Source organism: Bifidobacterium leontopitheci (genome assembly GCF_009193355.1).
Classification (GTDB): domain Bacteria; phylum Actinomycetota; class Actinomycetes; order Actinomycetales; family Bifidobacteriaceae; genus Bifidobacterium; species Bifidobacterium leontopitheci.
In genome coordinates, this window is record NZ_WBVT01000040.1 from 1 (window position 1) to 22,014 (window position 22,014).

The 22,014-nt window shown below is 66.9% G+C and carries 12 protein-coding genes, 1 tRNA gene and 1 pseudogene; 4 read left to right on the forward strand and 10 right to left on the reverse strand.

Translation table 11 applies throughout. The features are described from left to right. The first annotated feature begins 113 nt into the window (after positions 1-113). From F7D09_RS09665 to F7D09_RS09675, 3 genes are all read left to right on the forward strand, one after another. Positions 114-1,031 carry an ABC transporter substrate-binding protein gene (locus F7D09_RS09665; protein ID WP_152235289.1) on the forward strand — a complete coding sequence of 306 codons (918 nt, stop codon included), beginning with the start codon at positions 114-116 and terminating at the stop codon, positions 1,029-1,031. A 325-nt stretch (positions 1,032-1,356) separates the two neighbouring features. Then, positions 1,357-2,340: an amino acid ABC transporter permease gene (locus F7D09_RS09670; RefSeq protein WP_152235290.1), complete on the forward strand. Its 984-nt coding sequence runs from the start codon at positions 1,357-1,359 to the stop codon at positions 2,338-2,340. Between the two features lie 12 nt (positions 2,341-2,352). Next, on the forward strand, positions 2,353-3,129 hold the full coding sequence (locus tag F7D09_RS09675) for an amino acid ABC transporter ATP-binding protein (protein WP_152235291.1): 777 nt from the start codon (positions 2,353-2,355) through the stop codon (positions 3,127-3,129). 1,360 nt (positions 3,130-4,489) lie between these two features. Here the strand turns inward: F7D09_RS09675 and F7D09_RS11535 are convergent. The 3 genes from F7D09_RS11535 to F7D09_RS11680 are packed head-to-tail and all read right to left on the reverse strand — an operon-like array spanning position 4,490 to position 12,704. Continuing rightward, positions 4,490-9,421 (reverse strand): murein biosynthesis integral membrane protein MurJ, encoded by a 4,932-nt coding sequence (locus F7D09_RS11535; protein WP_226836223.1) that lies wholly within the window; start codon positions 9,419-9,421, stop codon positions 4,490-4,492. Continuing rightward, positions 9,418-11,769, reverse strand: coding sequence for a DUF6049 family protein (locus tag F7D09_RS09685; RefSeq protein WP_226836225.1), 2,352 nt, complete (start codon positions 11,767-11,769; stop codon positions 9,418-9,420). Before F7D09_RS09685 ends, F7D09_RS11535 begins: the two co-directional genes overlap by 4 nt. A 29-nt stretch (positions 11,770-11,798) precedes the next feature. After that, positions 11,799-12,704 (reverse strand): NUDIX hydrolase, encoded by a 906-nt coding sequence (locus F7D09_RS11680; protein WP_152235293.1) that lies wholly within the window; start codon positions 12,702-12,704, stop codon positions 11,799-11,801. A gap of 123 nt (positions 12,705-12,827) precedes the next feature. On the opposite strand from F7D09_RS11680, the gene F7D09_RS09695 reads away from it, so the two are divergent. After that, positions 12,828-14,243: a CCA tRNA nucleotidyltransferase gene (locus F7D09_RS09695; RefSeq protein ID WP_152235294.1), complete on the forward strand. Its 1,416-nt coding sequence runs from the start codon at positions 12,828-12,830 to the stop codon at positions 14,241-14,243. A gap of 412 nt (positions 14,244-14,655) precedes the next feature. Here F7D09_RS09695 and F7D09_RS09700 read toward each other — a convergent pair whose 3' ends face one another. From F7D09_RS09700 to F7D09_RS09730, 7 genes and pseudogenes are all read right to left on the reverse strand, one after another. Next, positions 14,656-15,282, reverse strand: coding sequence for a LytR C-terminal domain-containing protein (locus F7D09_RS09700; protein ID WP_152235295.1), 627 nt, complete (start codon positions 15,280-15,282; stop codon positions 14,656-14,658). A gap of 175 nt (positions 15,283-15,457) precedes the next feature. Then, a complete protein-coding gene (locus F7D09_RS09705; protein WP_193312434.1) occupies positions 15,458-16,369 on the reverse strand; it encodes a 4-(cytidine 5'-diphospho)-2-C-methyl-D-erythritol kinase in 912 nt (303 codons plus the stop codon). Beyond that, complete coding sequence (gene rsmA, locus F7D09_RS09710) at positions 16,366-17,379, reverse strand: 16S rRNA (adenine(1518)-N(6)/adenine(1519)-N(6))-dimethyltransferase RsmA (protein WP_152235296.1); 1,014 nt, start codon at positions 17,377-17,379, stop codon at positions 16,366-16,368. The genes F7D09_RS09705 and rsmA overlap by 4 nt, the downstream gene beginning before the upstream one ends. 15 nt (positions 17,380-17,394) lie before the next feature. Further along, on the reverse strand, positions 17,395-19,056 hold the full coding sequence (locus tag F7D09_RS09715) for an aggregation-promoting factor C-terminal-like domain-containing protein (protein ID WP_152235297.1): 1,662 nt from the start codon (positions 19,054-19,056) through the stop codon (positions 17,395-17,397). Positions 19,057-19,686: 630 nt separating this feature from the next. Beyond that, positions 19,687-19,760, reverse strand: a tRNA-Thr gene (locus F7D09_RS09720). Between the two features lie 268 nt (positions 19,761-20,028). After that, positions 20,029-21,003, reverse strand: coding sequence for a DsbA family protein (locus tag F7D09_RS09725; protein ID WP_152235298.1), 975 nt, complete (start codon positions 21,001-21,003; stop codon positions 20,029-20,031). 178 nt (positions 21,004-21,181) lie between these two features. Beyond that, positions 21,182-22,014, reverse strand: a pseudogene (locus F7D09_RS09730) (serine/threonine-protein kinase); the annotation flags it as partial.

The following is a 22,014-nucleotide window of genomic DNA, read 5'->3' on the forward strand; positions in this document are numbered from 1 at the left end:
CACCGACGCTCACGCACCCCCACCCCCCCCCCGCAAACCCCGCCCTATGTCTCACTACAGCGTCAAAATGGTGTTTTCCCCAGCAACGACACTGAGAGTGAAGGAACACGTTCATGACGTTCAGGTTCAAGCCCGTCATCGCCGCACTTGCCGGCGTATCCATGCTGCTGTCCCTCGCCGCCTGCGGCACCAGCGACGGCGGCGAAACCGCCTCCGACAACGAGATCACCAAAGGCTACGACGTGAGCTCCATCGCCAAGGACGACGAGATTGCCGCGCTCGTGCCGGACTCCGTCAAGTCCGACGGCAAACTGTCGGTCGGCATGGAACTCAGCTACGCACCTGCCGAATTCCTCGCCGCGGACGGCACCACGCCGCTCGGCTACGACGTGGACATCGCGCACGCCCTCGCCAAGATCATGGGACTCGAGCCGGATATCGTCTCGTCCACGTTCGACTCGATCGTCCCCTCCGTCGGCTCCAAGTACGACCTCGGCATCACCGCCATGACCATCACCGAAGAACGTTTCGACGCCGTCGACTTCGTCAGCTACTACAAGGCCGGCTCCACGTGGGCCGTCAAGAAAGGCAATCCGAACAAGGTCGACACCTCCAACCTGTGCGGCCTCAAGGTCGCCGTGCAGATCGGCACCGTACAGGAGCAGAAAGCGCACGACGCGAACGCCGACTGCCCGGCCGGCAAGAAGATCGACGTGCTGTCCAGCAAACTGCAGACCGACGCCGCCACCAACGTGGTCACCGGCAAGGCCGACGTGTTCTACGCGGATTCGCCGGTCGCCGGTTACGCGATTCGACAGACCGACGGCCAGCTTGAGGCGCTCGGCGGCAACGTCGGCACCGTCAAGCAGGGCATCGCCATCAAGAAAGGCGACACGGCGATGGACGAGGCCGTGCAGAAGGCCGTCACCAAGCTCATGGACGACGGCACGTACCTGAAGATCCTCAAGCATTGGGGCGTGGAGTCCGGCGCGATCGACAAGGCCGAAATCAACCCCACGGACCTTGACTGATGATGTGACGGGCTTCATACGGTAGATGGTAGGCGGTGACGGCAGTGGCGGGTGACGCTCCCCCAGTCGGCTCCGCCGACAGCGTCCTGCAATCAAGGACGGCCTTCGGCCGGCTCAATACTGGCTCGCTGTCGCTCGCTCCTCGCCTACAAACGCCTCCGGCGTTTGCTATACGGCTCGGCCCTCCACCGAGGGGGCCGAGGTGCGCCGATCGTCAGCCACAGCCGCCGCCAGCCCCCTCCACAGGGCGTCAGGAACGAAGAACCAGCCGCATGAAGCCATCGATCATCATGCCGAATTGCAGAGCGCAGAAAAGAGAACCGATATGGCGAAGAAGAACATCGACGGTGAGGGGTTGAACATCCCCAACCGCATCAACGCACTGCCCGTGCGCCGTAAAGGACCGGTCGTCGCGGCCGTCATCGTGGCGCTGCTCGCGGCCATGCTCATCCAAGGGCTCATCACCAACGAGCGCCTCGACTGGCCGACCGTATGGAAGTACCTGTTCAACGAGAACGTGCTACGCGGCGTGCGCTACACGCTCGAACTCACCGTGCTCTCCATGGTGGTGGCGATCATCCTGTCGCTGATCCTCGCCGTCATGCGCAAGTCCATCAATCCGGTGCTGCGCGGCGTGAGCTGGTTCTTCATCTGGTTCTTCCGCGGCACGCCCGTCTACACGCAGCTCGTGTTCTGGGGCCTGTTCTCCGTGCTCGTACCCAAGATCTCGCTCGGCATCCCGTTCACGGACGTCTCGTTCTGGAGCATCGACTCGTCGGTCGTCGTCACCGCGTTCAACGCCGCCTGGATTGGGCTTGCATTGAACGAAGCCGCATATCTGGCCGAAATCATGCGCGCCGGACTCGAAGCCGTCGACAACGGCCAGACCGAAGCCGCCGAAGCGCTCGGCATGAGCCGCACGCTCATCATGCGCCGCATCATCCTGCCGCAGGCCATGCGCATCATCATCCCGCCCACCGGCAACGAGACCATCGGCATGCTGAAAAGCACGTCCCTCGTGATCGCCGTGCCGTTCACGCTGGAACTCCAGTACGCGACCAACGCCATCGCCAACCGACTGTACAAGCCGATTCCGCTGCTGATCGTGGCCTGCATCTGGTATCTGTTCATCACCTCCGTGATGATGGTCATCCAGGCCGGACTCGAACGGCACTTCGGCAAAGGTTTCGACGCGCGCCCGATCGGTACCAAAGGCAAGCAGCCGCCGTACCCCGGCAAAACGGACGGTGAGCCGCAGGACGACGTCAGCAAGCTCAACGAGGCGACCTTCGCCGGACTCAACGCGTAACAGGGAGGCATCATGGCAACGATTCCAGCCATCAAGGCGACCGGCGTACACAAGGCGTACGGCTCACTGCACGTGCTCAAAGGCGTGGACCTCACCGTCATGCCCGGCACGGTGACCGTGATCCTCGGCCCGTCCGGCTCCGGCAAGTCCACGTTCCTGCGGCTCATCAACCAGCTGGAGACACTCACCGGCGGCGAGATCGACGTCAACGGCGAGATGATCGGCTACAAGCCGGTCGAACGCGGCGGCCAGCGGGTGCTGCAGACCCTGAACGACAAGGAGGTGGCCGCGCAGCGCGCCAAGCTGGGCATGGTGTTCCAGCGGTTCAACCTGTTCCCGCACATGACCGCGCTCGAGAACGTCATGGAGGCGCCCGTGCACGTCAAGCATGTGCACAAGCGCGAGGCGCGTGAGCTTGCGGTCGCCGAGCTGCAGCGCGTGGGGCTCGGCGACCGGCTCGATTACTACCCGTCGCAGCTGTCCGGCGGTCAGCAGCAGCGCGTGGCCATCGCGCGTGCGTTGGCCATGAAACCTGAGATCATGCTGTTCGACGAGCCGACCTCCGCGCTCGACCCCGAACTCGTGGGCGAAGTGCTGGGCGTCATGCGTTCGCTCGCTCAGGATGGCATGACCATGGTGTGCGTGACCCACGAGATCGGGTTCGCGCGCGAAGTGGCCGATCAGGTGGTGTTCATGGACGGCGGCGTCGTGGTCGAGAAAGGCGGCCCCGAAATCATCGCGAACCCGACCGAACCGCGGTTCAAGGACTTCCTGCGTCACGTGCTGTGACGTGCGGGGACGGGTGCGCGGGGAGCCGGGCGCTGCGGGGGCGCTGGTGCGGCGATGTGCGTGCGGCGTGCGCGCAGGTCCCCGGCCATGCGGAGCGTGCCGTGATACGGCGTGCACGGCGTGTGCGCAGGATTCGGCCATGCTGCGGGGGCAGCGTGGCAGCGTGCGCAGTCGCGGAGTGCTTCTCACCGATTTCGGCGACTATTGGACCGTCGTGATGTGCGTGCGGCGTGCCGTGACGTGCGTGCGGCGTGCGGCGGCCGCTTGACTGCGTGGTCATGTCAGGGATGACCGGGACGCGGCCTGATGCCGGGCATGACCTTCGCGCAGGCAGGCCCGGTACATGCCGGCATTGCGAAACGTGCGTCCGCGCATGATATCCGCGCCCGGCTTGCCGATTCCGTCGTCGCGTGTATCACAACTTGCACAGAAGGCCCATTTGTGCAAGTTGTGACAATCCGCTGTGCCACAACTCGATTATCAGGCCGTTTCGTGCAAGTTGTGGCACGGATTCGGGCCGTTTCAGGGGTACAAGGCGAAGATGCCGTATCACAACTCGACAAAACAGGCCTTTCGTGCAAGTTGTGCGCAGCTTGCCCGTGGATTGTTTCGTGCTGTGCGTATCGGCGGTTTCCGCGACATCTGCCACGTCACTCTGCTCGCCCGAGCAGAGTGACGTATCGCCGAAACCGACTGCAAATACTGGGATTTCGCACCTATGTCACTGTGCTCGCCCGAGCAGAGTGACGTGAGGGGTGTCCGGCCCGGCCTTGTTGCCGATTCCGAGAATCATCCGCACAACGGACAGTCTCTATGGCAGCGGGACACCTTACAGCCGGCACCTCCGCCGACGATTCTGCATATCAACGAACCGTACTCGAGCGGACCGTACGGGTACGGTTGGTTGACTAATCCAGACGAACCGTACTCGAGCGGGACCATACGAGTACGGTCCGTTGGGGGATTGTCAACGGACCGTACTCGGACCGCTTCGTCCACCCCGGAGCACCCCGCCCCCCCGGATTATCCCGGACTATCCCGGAGCACCCCGCCAACCCGTTCGGGTACGGTCCGTTTTCGACTGGTCCGGCTGTCGGATTGGTTGAAAACGGACGCAAAACGATGTTGTAGCGTCCGTTTTCGACCAAGAGCAACGAGGTACTTGTTGCAAACGACTGCAAAACAGGCTCCCAGCGTCCGTTTTCGACTGGAAGCCGGGGCCATGGGTCGAAAACGGACGCGTGCGCAATCAACGGGGCCCCTTCCACCAACCGGTGAAAGGGGCCCCGCATCCATATGGTTCATACGTCTCGCGTGTCAGCCCGCACGCCAGCCCGCAAGCCACGCCAACCCGCGCGCATCACAGCGTCACGTCAATGACCTCGATGCCGTCGCCTTCGCCTGCGCCGATGACGTGCGGCTGCACGGTCGGCGCCTGAGACGACGAGCTGGACGAGTTGTCACCGAACGGCACGTTGTCAATCTGCTCCTTGTTGTTCAGGTCCTCCTGATTGCCGGAGCCGCCGTTGCCGATGCCCTTGATGCCGCCGCTGAGCAGGAACCACGCACCGACGCCGCCGCCGATCAGCACGACGAGCGCGACGATGATGGTGATGACCTTGATCTTGAACTGTCCCCACAGCGGCTGGTTCGGCAGATCCTCGTCGGGCGAGCCGGTGCCGTTCGCGCCGGCCGGCGTCACGTGGTGGATCTGCTGCGGCGCGAAGCTCGGCGGCATGACCGGGGCGACCGGCGGCATCGGACCGTCGCCGCCGAACAGCGGCACGGTCACAGTCGGGTCGAAGCGGTCGGGCTCGTTCGCCGCGCTACCGGCACCCGCACCGGCACGCACGCCCGCACCCGCGGCGCCCGCGCCCCGCGCCGAGCGCGCGGTCACGCTCGGCACCTGACCGGTGCTGCCTGCCGCCGTGGACCGTCCGCCGCTCATCGCGGACAGCGTACGTCGGTCGATCGGCGTGGTCATGCGCGTACGGGACTTCGACGAGCCCGGCAGCGCGTTCGGATCGGCACCGCTCACCGCGGCTCCCGCGCCCGCACCCGCGCCCGCACCCGCGGCGAAGCTCGGCGGCATCGCACCCGCGACACCTGCCTGCGCGGCAGCGCGGTTCTCGGCGACTTGCTCGGAATGCGCGGCCAGTGCGGCCAACGACTCAGAAGATCCAGCGGTGTCGCGCTGCGGCGGAATCCGTACCGGCTGACCCGCTGCGGCCGCGGCGGCCGGGAACATGCCCGACACGGCTCCCGCGCCCGCGGTTCCGGCCATCTCGGCCGCGGTACGTCCGCCCATCGGCGAGATGCTGCCGATCATCGTCTCGTCGACGTCGCCGTCCAGCGTGCCGTTTGCGGCGACGACCGGCGAACCCTGCGGCACGGCCATCGTCGGCCCGACCGGTGACGCACCGGCAGCACCGGCACCCGCATCCGCACCACCAGCAGCGCCCGCACCGGCAGCACCGGCAGCACCGCCAGCGACGCCGTCATACGCCTCGGCCGGCACCGCCGCGGCCGACGATCCGGTGCGACGCGGCTTGGCGGCCGGCGGGAACGACTGCGGCAGCGTGACGAACGTCGGCACGGGCGCCTCGATGGCCGTCTCTTCGGCCGTGGAGGTGACGCCGGTCGGCGCGTTGTCGCCGTAGGCGCCGCCGAACGAGCCCATGATCTGGCCGACGCGCGACTGCAGCGAGGCGAGCGACTTGGACGGTTCGGCCGTGTCTGGTTCGAAGATTTCGTCGTGCGCTACCGCCGGAATCTCGGACGACGGCGGGTCGCCGGGCAGCTCGGCGAGGAACGCCTGCTTCTCGCGCTTCTGCTCCTCGATGAACCGCGCTTCGGCGCCGGCGGCCAGGCCGGCTTCGGAGATCGCCAGGTCGGGCAGTTTCGTGGAGGTGACCAGGCCCTTCGGCAGTTCGGTGATCGTGTCCTGCGAGGTGTCACGCAACGCGACCATGCTGATGGTCGGCTGTCCGCTTACGGACGGCAGCGCGATGTCATGCTCGGCAAGCTGGCTGAACGGCTCCCAGCCGCCCAGCAGCGCGCTGAACTCGGCGAGCGTGGCCATCGGGACGCTGGTTTCGCCGTTTTCGACGAGGCCGAGGCCGCGGCGGCAGATCATGCGGAACTCCATCGGCATGTCGGCCGGCAGTGCGGCGATGTCGAAGGTCATGTCTGCCGAGGACGGCGTGCGGGTGAGCAGCGCGTACAGCAGTGCGGACAGCTGCCGGGTGGCGACCTGCTCCTGCGAGTCGTCCTTCGACTCGGGCACGCCGCACGAGTCGGCAAGCGCGGGGGAGACGGGGGTGTCGGCGAACTGCACGCCGTTCACGCTCACTCGCACGGTGTCGGTGTTGAGCGCGGTGTGCGTCAGTCCGGTGTCGAGCAGCTCGCGTATCGCCTGCGTGCACTGGCCGATGATCGAGCGGATCGCGTCATAGCTGAGCACGGCGCCGGACGAGCGGCGCAGGTATTCGGTGAGCGAGACGCCGGAGTCCGGTTCGGTGATGACCAGCGCCACGTTGCCCACGTGCTGCAGCTGCAATACCGGCGTGCAGTACCGGCTGTTCGCCAGCGCCAGCGTGGAGGCGGTGTCGTTGATCTGCTTGAGGATCGACACGTCGTTGATGATGAACAGCTGGCAGGATTGCGCCAGCATACGGTCGTTGGCGATCCACGCGCTCAGTCCGGTGCTCTCACGGAGCAACGAGACGAGGGTGTAGCGTCCGATGACGGTATCTCCCATGTGAGGATTCATAAGTGTCGATTCTCCGTGCTGCGATGGTACCCCTTGAGATAGCGGGGTTGCTGTCATTCTAGCCGTGGGGATGGTCGGCGCGGCGGCTGCCGTCGTGCGCCTGCCGCTGTTGTGCCGGGCCGTGTGGGAGACTGCGTTCGCGCTGCCGTGGGACGCGGCTGAGACGGCGTTTGCAGTGGCGTTTGCGACCGTGCCGGCGCTGCCGTGCGGCACGCCGCGGGGTGCGTCGTGCACGGACGTTGCATGTGCGGACGTCGCGTTCGCCGCCGCGTTCATCCCGGCTCCTGCGAGATGTGCGGCCGCGCTGGCGGCTTTGCGGACCGCCGGGGACACGACCGGCGCGATGGACGCCGGCATGGCCGCGGCGGCCGCCGCAGCGCCGGCCTGGGATGCGGCCTGCGCGACCGCGGCCTGCGCGGCTCCGGCTGCCGCTGTCTTGACGGCTGCGGTCGCTCCCGTAGCTGCGATATTGACGGCCGCATTGGCAGCGGTGCTGACAGCCGATCCGCTCGCGGCCCGTGCCGCGCCGGCAGCCGAACCGGCTGCGGACCATGCCGTATTGCCTGCGGATCGTGCCGCGTTACCGGCGGTCCGCCGTGCGCTGCGGAATGCGGCGGTGGCGGTCTCGGAGCCGATGCGGTTCGCAGCCGTTCGCGGCTGCGCGGCGACGCCGTCCTGCGCAGTCACGTAGCCGCGCGCGTTGCTATGCGCAACGCCGTCAGACAGTGCAGCAGAACCAGAAAGTGCGGCTTCACCCGCCGTTCCGGCAGTAGCCGCCGAAACGGCGTCGCCGGCACCAGCGGTCGCCGCCACAGACGTTGTCGCCACAGCACCCGACTCAGTCCCAGTCGCAGCACCAGCAACCCCCGGCACCTTCACGCCGAACCGTCGCAGTACCGACGTCACCAGCGACGAGAACTCGTCGACGCGCAGCACCCACAGTCCGGCCGCGTACACGGCCGTCACCACGATGCCCACGACCGCGCAGATGACCAGCGACTGCCCCCAGTTCATGTGGCCGCGTCCGCCGTCCACGCTCGCGCCGACCATCCGCGTGACCACGGGATTGAGCAGTGCGCCGGCCGCGTACGCGACCGCGCCGGCGACGAGCGCCTTGACGTGCATCGTCACGATGCGCCGCCCGTCGAGCCGCCCGCCGAACCGCTTGCGCAACAGCCAGAACACCCACGGGAACGTGATGATGTACGACAGGCTCAGCGACAGCGCCACCATGAGCACCCAGTAGCGCGGAGTCGTCAGCCGCAACGCGACCAGCAGCAGGCCCAGCTGCACCGCGTTGTCGACCGCGGCGAACAGGAACGGGCTGCGGCCGTCCTCATAGGCGTAGAACGCACGCTGCACCAGCAGGAACGCACTGGTTGGCACCAGGCCCACCAGCAGGCCGAGCAGCGGCGCGGAGATGAGCACCGAACCGTGCACGGTGGCCGAGGGGATGAGCGCCTTGACCAGCGGCACCGGCATGGCCGCCATCGCCGCGGTGAAGAAGATCATCGCCAGGCCGGTCGTGCGCAGCGACGAGCTCAGGTCGGCGCGGGCGTCGGCGATGCGATGCTCGCTGATCGCCTTCGACATGCGCGGGAACACGGCCGTCGTGATCGAGACGGCGATGATCGAATACGGCAGGATGTACACCGTGTAGGCGTACTGGTAGCTCGCGTTGCCGGCGATGCCGTACAGGTCGCCGCCAGCAGTCGGTGCGCCCGTGTTCACACGCGAGTTGACGATGCCCATCAGCTGGTTGAGCACCACCATCGCGATGCTCCACACGGCCACCTGACCCATCGACCGCAGACCCAGCCCATGCACGCCCCAACGCGGCCGGTACCGGATGCCGCAGCGCATGAGCGGAATGAACAGCACGAGCGCCTGGAACGCGACGCCGGCCGTCCACGCGCCCGCCGTGAACGCCACCTTGTCGGTCGTCCAGAAGCTCATCGGCTGGCGGCCGGCGTTGCCGAACATCACGATGAACGCGCCGAAACCAATGCAGCTGATCACATTCGCGCCCACCGAACTCCACGCGTAGGTCGCGAACCGGCCTTTGGCCGCGAGGATCTGGCCGAGCACCGTGTACAGGCCGTAGAACAGGATCTGCGGCATGCACCACAGCGTGAACGCGTTCGCCAGCGCCCGCTGCGCCGGGTTCCAGCTGGAATCCAGGTACAGCGCGGTCAGCAGCGGGGTGCCGGCCATCATGAGCAGCGTCATCGCCAGCAGCAGCGCGATCGACAGTGTGATGAGCTTGCTGAGCCGCTCTTCGGCGTCCTTTTCTTTCAGCGTGCGCACGATCTGCGGCACGAGCACCGCGTTGAAGATGCCGGTGGACAGCAGGTTGAAGATCACCTGCGGGATCTGCGCGCCCGCCTGGTAGGCGTTGGCCGCGATGCCCGTCGTGCCGAGCGCGCCGACCAGGAAGATCGTCCTGATCTGGCCGGTCACGCGGGATGCGGCCGTGCCGACCGCCATGATGAGCGAGTTGCGTCCTACGGTGGTGCTCATTCGTCAGGGTCCTTCTTTCGGTTGAATTGCCGCCACAGGCCGAGCAGGCCCAACACGACCGACAGTCCGATGATCACGAAGCCGGTCTTGTCGCTGATGCGCAGCACGCTCGTGATGGACGTGTCCTGTTCGCCGCCGAACCGCCGTCCCTCGACGTCCTGCAGCGTGACGTGGGCGACCGCTTTGCCGCTTGTCGCCACGCGGATGGCGAACGTGACCTGCGCCTCGCCGTTCGCGGGCACGGTCACCTCGCTGAGCCGCGACGTGACGATCTCCATCGAGTCGGTGAGCGACGAGACCTGCACGCGCACGGGGTACGGGTGGCTGTTGCTGATGGTGACCGGCATCTTCGCGGTCTCGCTCACCACGGTCACCGGCTCGGTCGGCTTGATGGTCACGCCGTCGAACATGCCGGCGCCGAGCCGTTTCGCGCCGGCTACGAACGAGTCGACGTTGGCGGTTCTGGCCGTTGCGGACAGCGCGTTCATGGCGAGGTTCGTGTGCGCGGCGAGCAGCGTGTCGACCCATGTCTTCGCGGACTTGCGGTCGGTGAGGATCGTGTCGGCGAACCGTTCGATGTCGCCGCGGCTCGCCTTGAGCGCGGCGAGCGCGTCCTCGATCCGCGACTTGCGTTTCGCGCTCAGATGGTCGTTGGTCGGCACGGTCTGCTTCGCCGTGTCGCCTGACTGGTAGGTCTCCGAGTTGATGAGGCTGTCGAGGCTGCCGGACTGCAGCCACGTGGACTGTTCGACGGCGGTGGCGATGCGGTCGATCACGGCGGCCGGCGTGGTGGGGGAGAAGCAGACGAGCAGGTTGCGGTTCTGTGCCGCGTACGGCTGCTCCATCTGGTAGAACGCGCTTTGCGCGACGAACCGTGCGATGCGGCCCGCGTTGGTCGTCTCGCCGTCGGCGTCGCCGCTGGTCGCCTTGCCTTTGGCGAGATTGCCGAGCTCCTCCTGTTCGGCGAGCACGGTCACGTCGCCCGCCTGCGTGGAGACCACGTATTTGCCGGTGTGCACGGTGGCGGTGTCGTTCGCGTCGAAGTCGTGCGCGGCGATGACGATGCCGTATCCCTGCTTCTTGGCCGTGGTGAGCGCCTGGCTGGTCCAGTCGGCCTCGCCCTGCCAGGCGATCGTGGTGCCGGTCTGGTTGGTCTTGGCCAGCGCGGCCTTGGCGGTCCAGCTGTCTGTGCTGATGCCGGCTTGCGTGTACGCCTGCGCGCGGTCGAGCGCCGCGTAGGCGGTGATGTCGAAGTTCGATGGCTGCATGACCGCGGCGATGTGCGCCTGCTGCGTGGTGCCGTTGGCCTGGCTGCCGGACTGTGCGGCCGTGCTCTGCTGGGTGGCGGTGCTCAGCGACGTGGGGTCGGCGATGACCTGCAGCGAGCCGTGCTTGGCGGCGACGGCCAGTTTCGCGCTCGTGGCCGTTTGGGCGGCGGCATCGCTGTTGCTGTTGCCGCTGTCGGTCGTGTCGTCAGCCGCACTGCCGCTGTCGGCCGGGCTTGCGGCGGTCTTGCTGTCGTCTTGTGCGCCGGACGTTGACGTTCCGCTGGTCTTGGCTTTGGCTTTGCCGGCTGCCACGACGGACTCGGCGGTGACGTTGCCGCCGTGCGAGACGAGCTGGTCGATGGCGGTGTCGTTCGCCGTGCGGTCGGTGTCGATGAGCGGCATGACCAGGGTGATGTTCATCGGCGGCGTGGCCGCGGTGTCGATGCCCTGCGCCGAGCGGGTGAGGAAGCTGTGGATGCTGACCGGCCGGCTGTCGGCGGTCGCGTTGCCGTCGGCGGTCGCGTTGCCGGCCGCGTCCACGCCGGGCGCGTAGGTGACCATCAACGGCTTCGGACCCCACGACTGCAGCGCCTTCATGGCGTCCGTCGCGGCGGACGCGGTCACCGTCGCACGGGCTGTGCCGCCCGCCTTGATGGCCGGCACGTCGGCCGTGCCGAGCACCGTGCGCACGGGGATCGAGACGTCGCCTTCCGCCCAATGCTGCATGTCCGTGCGCGAGACGAACGTGTACATGGGATTGTAGGCCACGGTCAGCGAGCCCTTCGGCAGGTCGCCGTCGGTCGGGTTGCTCACGGTCACGGTAATCGAATAGCCGGTGGTGTCGGTCACCACCGGCGTGGACCGGTCGATCGAGATCGTCGGCTTGGTGACGTCGTCGCTGCCGCTGTTGTCGTCGGCGCTCTCGCTGGCGGCGATGTCCGTGCCGTCGTCGGCGAGAGCCGTCGCGGGCAGCGCGGCGAACAGCATCGCGGCGGACAGCAGCACTGCTACGAACGGCACTGCGACGAACGGCACTGCAATCAGCCGCCGCCAACGTTCCTTGAGGTCAACGAAAGGCACGGATCGCCCGTGCGCCGGTCGGTTCGAGATCATACCTGCTTCATTTTCCTTGCGTAGAGCCATGCGATCTTGCGCTCATTGGGGTAGCTGAGCACGTCGTCCAGATCCTCGAAATCCACCCAGATCGCGTCCTCGGCCTCATGGTCCGGGTCACCTTCCACCGTCAGCTCGCCGCCGACCTTGCGCAACGCGAAATGATGCACGAGCTTGTGCACGCGCTGGCTGGTGCCGGTGAACCAGTAGTCAATGGTCGCGATGGATTCCACCACCTCGCCCAGGATGCCCGTCTCCTCGTGCACCTCGCGAACGGCGGTCTGCTGCGGCGTCTCGCCCTTTTCGATATGCCCCTTGGGCAGACACCATTCCAGATGGCCGTTGCGCGAATGCCGGGCGATGATGGCCACGCGGCCGCGGTCGTCGAACACGAGGCCGCCCGCCGAATACTCGCGCACGACCGGCAGCTCCTGCGCGTCCAGCGACGCGAAGGTCGTCGGGCCGTCGCCGGAGCGTCGCGGCGGCATCATCGCAGGTGTGGGCGCGCACGGTCCGGCCGGCGCGTCGAGCGTCTTCATGCCGCGCGTCGTGATCTGCGCCGTGATGCGCGGCGAATGGTGCAGTCCCGGGTGCGGTTTGGGCCGCGCGGACGGCATGGCGATGGTCGCCGGAGTCGGCATGGCCGGCGTTGCCGGGATTGACGTCGGCGGGATTGACGCTGCCGGGACTGCTGCGGCAGGGGCCGACGGTGTCGGCGACGCCGCTTCGGACGCGGCCTGCACAGGGTCCTGCGCAGTGTCCTGTGCGGCGGCCTGCAACTGGGGCCGCGGGCCGGTCGACGAGTACAGCAACGTGTCCGGTTCCAGCGGATCGGGGGCGTTTTGGGTATGGTTGCCCGCAACATGCGCAAGCATGCGCGCGAGGTCTGCGGGCGTAATCATGCCTTCCACCTTACTCAATACCGTGTGCAGGTGGGGTAACGGTATGCTTGAATACGCATAAAAGCGGCGATATGCAGTGGAAATGCCGATGGAACTGACGAAAACTGTACGGAAAGGTCTCGCGTGAATTTCGAAGTATGGCCAGAGGCCATTGAACTTGGACACCTCTTCGCGGAGCACGGCTATGAGCTGGCGTTGGTGGGCGGTCCGGTACGTGACCTGCTCCTGCACCGCAAGTCCCACGACCTCGACTTCTGCTCGTCCGCGCGGCCCGAAGAGTTCGAGCCGATCCTGCGGCATTGGGGCCGCGACGGTTTCTGGGACATGGGCCGCAAGTTCGGCACGCTGGGCGCGATGCGCCGGCGCGAGGACGGCACTGAGGTCAAAGTCGAGGTGACGACGTACCGCTCCGACCAGTACGATCCCGACTCGCGCAAGCCGGAGGTCAGCTACGGCGATTCGCTGGAAGGCGACCTCTCCCGTCGTGACTTCACCGTCAACGCGATGGCGTTGCGTGTGCCGCAGCTCGAGTTCGTCGACCCGTTCGGCGGCGCCAACGATTTGGCCAAGGGCGTACTGCGCACGCCGGTCGACCCGTACCAGTCGTTCGATGACGATCCGCTGCGCATGATGCGCGCGGTGCGGTTCGTCGCCCAGCTCGGCTTCCGCATCGCGCCCGACACCGCCGCGGCGATCAGCGAGATGACCGACCGCATCGCCATCGTCTCGGCCGAGCGCGTGCGCGACGAGCTGACGAAGCTGCTGCTGTCGGACCGTCCGCGCGCCGGCGTCGAGGCGCTCGTGGAGTCCGGCCTCGCCGACGAGGTGTTCCCCGAGATCCCGGCGCTGCAGCTGGAGATCGACGAGCATCACCGTCACAAGGACGTCTTCGAGCACACGATGATTGTGCTCGACCGTGCCGTGGCGCTCGAAACCGGTCCTGACGGCCCGGTGCCCGGCCCCGACCTGACGTTGCGGCTCGCCGCGCTCATGCACGACATCGGCAAGCCGAAGACCCGCCGGTTCGAGGCGGGCGGCAAGGTCAGCTTCCACCATCACGATGCGGTCGGCGCGAAGATGACGCGCAAGCGGCTGAAGGCGCTGCGCTTCGACCATCACATCGTCGAGGACGTCAGCGAGCTGGTCAACCTGCACCTGCGCTTCCACGGGTATGTGGACGAGCCGTGGACCGACTCTGCGGTGCGCCGCTACGTCAAGGACGCGGGACCGCTGTACGAGCGTCTGAACCGTCTGACGCGCGCCGACGCGACCACGCAGAACCGGCGCAAGGCGATGGTGTTCTCGTCCGCGATGGACGAGATGGAGCAGCGTGTGCGCGAGCTCAAGGAGAAGGAGGACTTCGACGCGATCCGCCCGGACGTGGACGGCAACGAGATCATGCAGATCCTCGGTTTGGACCCCGGCCCCGAGGTCGGCCGCGCGTACAAGCACATGCTCGAGTACCGTCTTGATAACGGCCCGGTCGACCACGACATCGCCGTCGCCGAGCTCAAGCGCTGGTACGCCGACAACCAGTGACCCACCACACAACGGACCGTACTCGTAAAGTCGCTACGAGTACGGTCCGTCAATACCGGCAGGACTGGCACGTCCTCGGCCCCACCAGCGCCGGCGGAAGGCCGAGCCGTGAAGCAAACAGCGGAAATGGCGTTGGGAGAATCATTGGCCTTGGCCCCCTCGGTGGAGGGGGCTGTCGGCGGAGCCGACTGGGGGAGCGCCACCCGCTTTCGCAACGGACCGTACTCGTACCACCCCGTTTGAGTACGCTCCGTCACAAAAAATCAACGGACCGTACTCGTAAAGTCGCTACGAGTACGGTCCGTCAATACCGGCAGGACTGGCACGTCCTCGGCCCTCTCGGTGGAGGGGGCTGTCTGAGCGTAGCGAAGACTGGGGGAGCGCCACCCGCGCAGAGCCGCCCCCGCTACGCCTAATTCACCTCGGTGTGGTCGATGGCCTTGGGCAGGGCGCCCATCGCGTCGGCGCTCACGCAGCCGTCGAAGTCCTTGATGGACTCGTCGCCGCTCGGCAGCTCGTCCTGATCGGTGAGGTTGTTGAACGTGGCGCCGATCACCACGTCGACCAGCTTGTCCTTACGATCGTCCATCACCATGACCGCGTCGGTGAAGTTCGTGTTGAGCGTGTACGCGTCGTTGATCGCGTTCTTGCCGAAATAGATGGTCGTACGCTCCACCTTCGTGCTCTTGTAGTTGGCGAAGCCGACGACCGAGAACTGGCGGTTCTGCAGCGCCTGGCCGACCGCGCGCGCGAAACCGGCGGAATCCGTGCCGTTGAGCACGCGCACCTTCACGTTCGCGTAGTTCGTGTACTTCTGGTTCTTCTTGCTGGCGTCCTTGACCGAGCAGGGCACGCGCACGCCGTAGTTCGGCTTCACCGCGGCGGTGGCGCTCACGCCGAGCCCGCCCACGTGGAAGTAGAACAGCATGGAGACGACGAGCACCACCGCCATGATGGCGCCGACGATGCTGAATACGAACTGCTGGCGGCGGCGGATGTAACGCTTGCGTTCCGCACGTTCGTCATATTGCTGGGTCATGGTTGCCGTCCTTCTCGTTGACGATGGTTCACAGATTATCGGTACAGTCTGACGCGGTTGATGGTCCGCGGCGCCGCTGTGCGGCGACCCCTGTCTCGGCCCCCTCGGTGGAGGGGGCTGTCGGCGGAGCCGACTGGGGGAGCGTCACACGCCTGCCGGATCGTGCCCGGCGATGCTAGGTGTCGCGGCGAGCGGCCTGTGACGTATCCGCCGTCACAATCGGCGTTGCGGGGGCGTCGGCCGCGATGATACGGTCCACGACGCCGTCACGTTCCCACGCCGCCACGATACGCCTCGCGCTTTCGTCGTCCGGCGCGAACGCGATGACCGACGGGCCGGAACCCGAGACGAACGACTGGCTTGCGCCGGCCGCCAGCGCCGCCTCGATCGCATGTCCGCTGCGCGGGTGCAACGCGACCGCCGCACGCTGCAGATGGTTCTCCTCGCCATCCCCGGCGCCCACGCGGTCGAACGTACGATACACCTCCGGCGTGCTCAGCTGCGTGTGATACGCGCCGACGAGTACGGAGCCGGCAAAACCGCGGCGTTTGAGATCGCGCACGGTCTCGTCATCGTCGTCAAGCGGTTCGATGGCCTCGCCGAAACCGGTGCCGCGCGCATAGCCGCCGCCCAGGCAGAACGGCATGTCCGCGCCGAGTTTCGCGGCGATCGGCCGCAGCCGTTCCAGCGGCCAGCCGAGCCCCCACAGTTCGTTGAGCGCGAGCAGTGTGCCGGCCGCATCCGCCGAGCCGCCGCCCAGCCCCGCGCCCACGGGGATCGTCTTGGTGATGCCCAACGCCACGTCCGGCTCGCGTCCGGCCGCCTCGGCCAACGCGAACAGGGCGAGCACCGCATGGTTGCGCCGCATGTCGCTGTCGCTGGCCGCCAGATCGCCCAGATGCTCGCCGCACAGGTCCAGCGAAAAGCCGCTGCCGGGAGCCTTGTCTTCGACGCGGATCGTGTCGTAGACGCCGACCGCGCAATACACTGTGTCCAGCGCGTGGCGGCCGCCCCACTCCGCGTGCGGCTCGCCCACGTGCAGGGTCAGGTTCGTCTTCGCCGGGACGCGCACTTCCACTGCCGTCATGCGTCCGCCTGCGCTTCCTGCGGTTCGTCGCCGTGCGTCGTGGCGGCCGCCTCGCGCACGGCCCTCGCCAGCGCGACGAACTCGTCGATGGTCAGCGTCTCGCCGCGACGGGTCGGGTCGATGCCGGCCGCGGCGAACACGTCGTCACCGCACGTGACGCCGTCGAACGACGTGTGCTTGAGCGCCGCGTGCAGCGTCTTGCGGCGCTGGCTGAACGCGGCGTCGATGAGCGCGAACGTCGTCTCGCGCAGCTGCGGATCGCGCGCGGCGGCGCCGTTGTTGTTGTCGTTGCCGTCGCCGTCGGCCGCGTACCGGGTGAAGCTCACCAGCGCGGAGTCCACGTTCGGCGCCGGCCAGAATACGTGACGGCCGATGTTGCCGGCACGCTCGGACCGCCCGTACCAGGCCAGCTTGACGCTCGGCGCACCGTAGATCTTCGAGCCGGGCACGGCGACCAGACGGTCGGCGACCTCCTTCTGCACCATGACGGTGAACGCCTGCAGGTCGGCGAACCGTTCCAGCAGCGTGAGGATGATCGGCGTCGCCACGTTGTACGGCAGGTTCGCCACGAGCGTGAACGGCGTGCCGTCGTCGAAGTCCGGCAGGTCGGTCGGCGTGACCTGCAGCGCGTCACGGTTGATCACGGCGAAGCGGCCGGCCGCGTCGGGCATGTATTCGGCGATGGTGTGCGGCAGGCGCTCGGCCACCGGCGGATCGATCTCCACGGCGGTCATGCGCGCGCCGGTCTCGAGGATCGCCAGCGTCAGCGAGCCGAGCCCCGGGCCGACCTCCAGCACGTGCGTGGTCGCGTCGACGCCGGCCGCGCGCACGATGCGGCGCACGGTGCCCGGGTCGATGACGAAGTTCTGCCCGAACTTCTTGGTGGGGCTGATGCCGGCCTGCGCGGCGATGGCGCGGATGTCGGCCGCGCCGAGCAGGCGGCCGGCGGACTCGGCGGGAGACACGGTGGTCGCGTCCATCTCGTTGGTGATAGCAGTGTTGTCAGTCATATCGCTCGCTTTTGATCAGTACCAGCCGACGGTTTCGGAATGCTGCCAGGCCTTCGACGGACTGCCGTATCGCTGTGCGATGTAGGCGAGTCCCCAGTCGATCTGCACGGCGCCGTCGTCACGGTAGTTCGCGCCGAACTCGGCCATTTTGCTGGCAGGCAGCGACTGCGGGATGCCGTACGCGCCGGACCACTTGTTCTCCGCGTTCCACAGCCAGCCGGATTCGCGGGTCCACAGCTTTTCGAGGGCCGTCCAGTCGGCGCCCGTCCAGCCGCGTTGGGCCGCCGCGCCGGAGGCGTACGCCTTGGCCTGCGCGACCGTGGGATGCCACAGGCGTCCCTGCGAGCTTCCGGAGCCTGAGCCCGATCCGCTACCTGACCCGTTGCCGGACCCAGATCCGCTGCCCGAACCGGAACCATTGCCGGAACCGGAACCCGAACCGCTGCCGCTGCCCGAACCGGAACCAGACCCAGATCCAGACCCGGAGCCGTTGCCGTTTCCGCTGCCCGAGCCGTTGCCGGAACCCGAACCGGAGTTGCCGCTGTTGCCGTTCCCTGACCCGGAGTTCCCCGAGTTCCCCGAGTTCCCCGAATTGCCGGAGTTGCCGCTGTTCCCGGAGTTCCCCGACCCTGAATTGTTCTTGTCAGAGCCGTCGCTGTTGTTGCCGCTGTTGCCGGAATCGTTCTTGTCGGCGTCCTTGTCGCCGCTGGAGCTGCCTGAGTTCCCGGAGTCGCCGCTCCCGGACCCGGCGTTCCCCTTATCCGACGAGCCGGAGCCGTTCGACGTGCCGCTCCCGTCACCGGAACCATCGCTCGGCTCCTCCGTCTTCTCCGGGCCGACGGCGATGATCGTGTCGATCGACAGCTTCGTCGTCGTCTCCGAAACCAGCGTGCGCGTTTCGGCCTTGCCGTCCACGTACGTGACGTTGTAGACCTGCTTCTTCTCGCCGTCCTCGCCCTGCTCGCGGATGACCGTCTCGCCCGGTTCCAGCGACTCGTCGACGATGGTCTGCGTGCCATGGGGGATGGCCACGGTCGTCGTCTCCTGGCCGTGCGTGACGCGGCGCACGCGCAGCACGGTCTTGCCGCCGTCCTTCTCGACGCTGACGCGATCCTCCTTGCCGAGCACGATGCCCTTGGAATCGAGGATCGACGCGGCAGGCAGCTTGCCGTTCGGCGCGACGGACGACTTGCCGTCCGCGATGACCGTGACCGGGCCGGACGCGTTGATCACCAGGCCGCCGGTCAGCTGGTTGTACACGTTGTTGATGTCAACGGTGACCTTCGCGGCCTTGTTCTCGTTCTGCTGGAAGAAGCCGAGCAGCTGGTCGGCGCTCGTCGCCACGGTCCAGAACGGGATCTGCTGGCCGTCGATGCTGATGGTGGTCTGGTAGGCGCTGCGCACGGACACCACGTCATGATTGCGCAGCGTGCCGCCGTTCGTCGACTGCACGAGGTCGTGGGAGCGCACGGAGACGCCCTGCTCCTCAAGCAGCCGGTCCACGCTGCCGGCATACGTGACGACCGTCCGCGTCTCGCCGTTCACGCTGAGCGCCACGGACTTGCGGGCCGTGAAGCCGAACGTGGCGGTCGAGCCGAGGAGCACGGCCGCCGCACAGAGCGCCACTCGCAAGCGACGCATCCGAACGAATCGTTGTGGAGTCCACCGCCGAGCCATAAGCCATCCTTCCTTGTGCCTCGCGCGTCTTGCGGTCGGCCAGTGGGGCGCAGCAGACGGGACGCGGCATAATCACCCACATTGTAGCGAAACGGCGTGGATGTGCGTGCGTCCGGCCGCGAACCGTCACCCATACTTCCACATGTCGGCCCGGGCGCGGTGTTTTTGGCTTCGTGGCGGGTGCATTCCGGAGTAGACGGGCATGGGCTGGAGTATCAAGGGTTTTCCTGAAATAAGGATTGGCGGGATGAAGCCGTTTTTGCGGCCCCGCGGTGGCGAGTCGGCGGCGGTGTACATGAGGTGATGCCCGTCTACTCCGGAATGCGCCGCAAATCTGGCCGATTTCACTGCGGGCCTGAAAAAGGTAAAGAAAAAGGGGGCGGGAGAGAAGGGGATTGTCCCGCCCCCTTGAAGGGCAGAGCTGGTTGGGGGACGCTCTGCCTTCCAGAAGCCATAAGTTGGGGGAAGGCTTCTGGCACTTACACAAGGTACGTTTTCATTTGTCGCGCGGCCCGGCATCGTTGTTGATGCGTCATCGTCCCGTCACGTCGCAAGGGCATGACTGATGAATTGCTACGCTCATCTATATATAGTATCAGGTCGCGCCATTTTCAGGCACGCCGTGTCGCGAGCCTCCTGTCGGGATCGAACCGACGACCTGCCGCTTACAAGGCGGCCGCTCTGGCCATCTGAGCTAAGGAGGCGCTGTCGCACCGCATCCGGCCTTGCAACAGCCGGGCGCAATCGAACGCTGACCAGCTTAGCAGTGTCGTCAGACCGGCGGCGACGGACCGGCGGCGTCAGACCGGCAGCGACGTCGTCCGGCCGACTCGCGTCCGGCCGACCTGCGCGCGCCCCGCCCGGAGGCCGCAATCGAACGCCACAACGAAAAAGCCGCCGGGCAGCCGGCCCCGCGAAAGGTCGACAGTCCGGCGGCTTCCCGCTATGCGCGTCTCCCCGCGCTGCGGCCGGTCACTTGCCGGTCGTCAGCGAGATCGGCTTGCCGGATGCGCCGATGGACGGCATCACGCCCTTCTGGCCCACCTGGCTGGAGGTCATGCCGAGCGACTGGATGAGGCCGTTCTTCATGTCGAGTCCGGCGAGGCTCAGCTGGTTGCGATCCCAGTAGTTGCCGTTGATGGTGATGGTCGGCGTGCTCATCGTGCCCTTGTACGAGCCGGTCACCTGCCACAGTTCGGGCCGCTTCGGCGTGTAGATGTTGATCGCTTCCAGCCACGCCTTGTATTCGCCGCCGAACGCCTTGTCGGCCACGGACTTCGACACGCCGGCCTTGACGGCCTGCTCCTTGAGCTTGTCGTTGCTCACCGACTTGTATTCGCTCGCCTCGCCCGGCTGGAAGTCCTCGGCGTAGATGTTCGCGATGAACTTGAGCAGGTGGTTGTAGTCGTCGTCATGGTCGGCGATGTAGGCGACCGCGCCGGATGCGCGGCTCGAGTACTCGTCGGTCGAGTACTGGTCCATGAACGACATCGGATGAAGCTCGAGGTTGATCTGGCCGGCGTTGACCATCGAGATCAGCGTCGGGTCGACCTGGCGGTTGAACTCGCCGCAGCCGGGGCACAGCGGATCGAAATACACGGCGACGGTCGGCGCGCCGGCCACGGTCTTGCCGTAGCCTTCGCTCGAGAGGAGGAAGCCGCCCTTCTTGTCGGCCCGCTCCGGCTTCGTTTCGACCTGCTGGAGCTGCTCGTACGCCTGCGATTCGCTGATGTTGTTCTTCTTGTTCTTCTCGATGGCGTTCCAGATGGCGACGCCCGCGACCGCCAGCAGCGCGACGACGATCACGACGACGATCGCGCCGATGATGGTCTGCTGCCTGCGTTCCTTGGCGGCCTGCTCGGCGCGTTCCTTCGCCGCCCGCTCTTCGGCGGCGCGACGGTTCGCGCGCGTGTTGCGTTTGTCTGCTGGTTTCTTGCTCTGTGCCACGGTATTCCCTTTCCGGCTGTCTTGAACCCTTCGCCCATAGTAATATGGAGCGTCCATTTTCTCGGCTGCCGGTCCGTGCGCGCGGCCGCGGCGGCGGTGATCGGCAGTTGGTCCGTATGCGTCTGTTTTATGGTGGCTGGATAGTCGGAATCGCTGGAATACCGCGGAATGTGACGATTCAGACGACGCTGTACGGCAGCGGCCACCAGTCGATGCCGCCGCCGAGGGCGACCGCCACGCACGCTGATAGCGTAATTATTCCCCATATGATCCATATCACGATCGCGCGGCCGGAGCGGTTCGCGCCCACTGTCGAGCCGACCATCGCGTTGTCGAGCGTCGGGTTCACATGGCCGCCGAGCTCGTTCACCGCCGACCCTGCGCCCATCGCCGCGCCTGCGCCGAGCCGCATGATCGTCGGCGCCGGCGCGATCATGCCGGACGCCCACCCTGCGGCCGCGCTCGCCGCGATGGTCAGGCCGGCGGGGGAGAAGGCCGCGGTCGCCACCACCGGCAGTACGACGTCGATGCCGAACAGCGAAAAACCCAGGTTGATGGTCGGTGAGCCGAGGATCAGCGTGAACAGCGTCGTTCCCAAGGCGAGCACCGCCGTGGCGAGCAGCGTGCGCGGCACCGCCTGCGCCAGGCCGCGCAGCAGGTGCCATGGCAGCGTGACCACGGACATCGCCGTGTCGCCGGCCGTGCGCCGGCCGCCGCGACGGTATTCGCGCTTCAGCCGTGCGTCAGCCGAATAGCCGAGCGTGAGCAGCAGCCAGCACAGCGCGCACGCGAGCATCATGCCGGCCAGCGGCATGGCCGCCGCGAGAATCGCCACCGGAGCCATGCAGGCGACGGTCAGCGGCGTGCCGCGACGGATCAGCGCTTCGCGTTTGAGCAGCGTGGGGTTGGCTTGCGGCTGTTGTGGGTACGGTCGCGGCCCGGGTTGCGCCGGACCGTATGGCGGCATGCCGGGGGCGGGGGCAGGGGCGTATGGGCCGGCGGCTTGTGACA

Coding starts and splice junctions, on each gene's coding strand:
- F7D09_RS09665 (WP_152235289.1), top strand. CDS start 114: ATGACGTTCAGGTTCAAGCCCGTCATCGCCGCACTTGCCGGCGTATCC.
- F7D09_RS09670 (WP_152235290.1), top strand. CDS start 1,357: ATGGCGAAGAAGAACATCGACGGTGAGGGGTTGAACATCCCCAACCGC.
- F7D09_RS09675 (WP_152235291.1), top strand. CDS start 2,353: ATGGCAACGATTCCAGCCATCAAGGCGACCGGCGTACACAAGGCGTAC.
- F7D09_RS11535 (WP_226836223.1), bottom strand. CDS start 9,421: ATGAGCACCACCGTAGGACGCAACTCGCTCATCATGGCGGTCGGCACG.
- F7D09_RS11680 (WP_152235293.1), bottom strand. CDS start 12,704: ATGATTACGCCCGCAGACCTCGCGCGCATGCTTGCGCATGTTGCGGGC.
- F7D09_RS09700 (WP_152235295.1), bottom strand. CDS start 15,282: ATGACCCAGCAATATGACGAACGTGCGGAACGCAAGCGTTACATCCGC.
- F7D09_RS09705 (WP_193312434.1), bottom strand. CDS start 16,369: ATGACGGCAGTGGAAGTGCGCGTCCCGGCGAAGACGAACCTGACCCTG.
- rsmA (WP_152235296.1), bottom strand. CDS start 17,379: ATGACTGACAACACTGCTATCACCAACGAGATGGACGCGACCACCGTG.
- F7D09_RS09715 (WP_152235297.1), bottom strand. CDS start 19,056: ATGGCTCGGCGGTGGACTCCACAACGATTCGTTCGGATGCGTCGCTTG.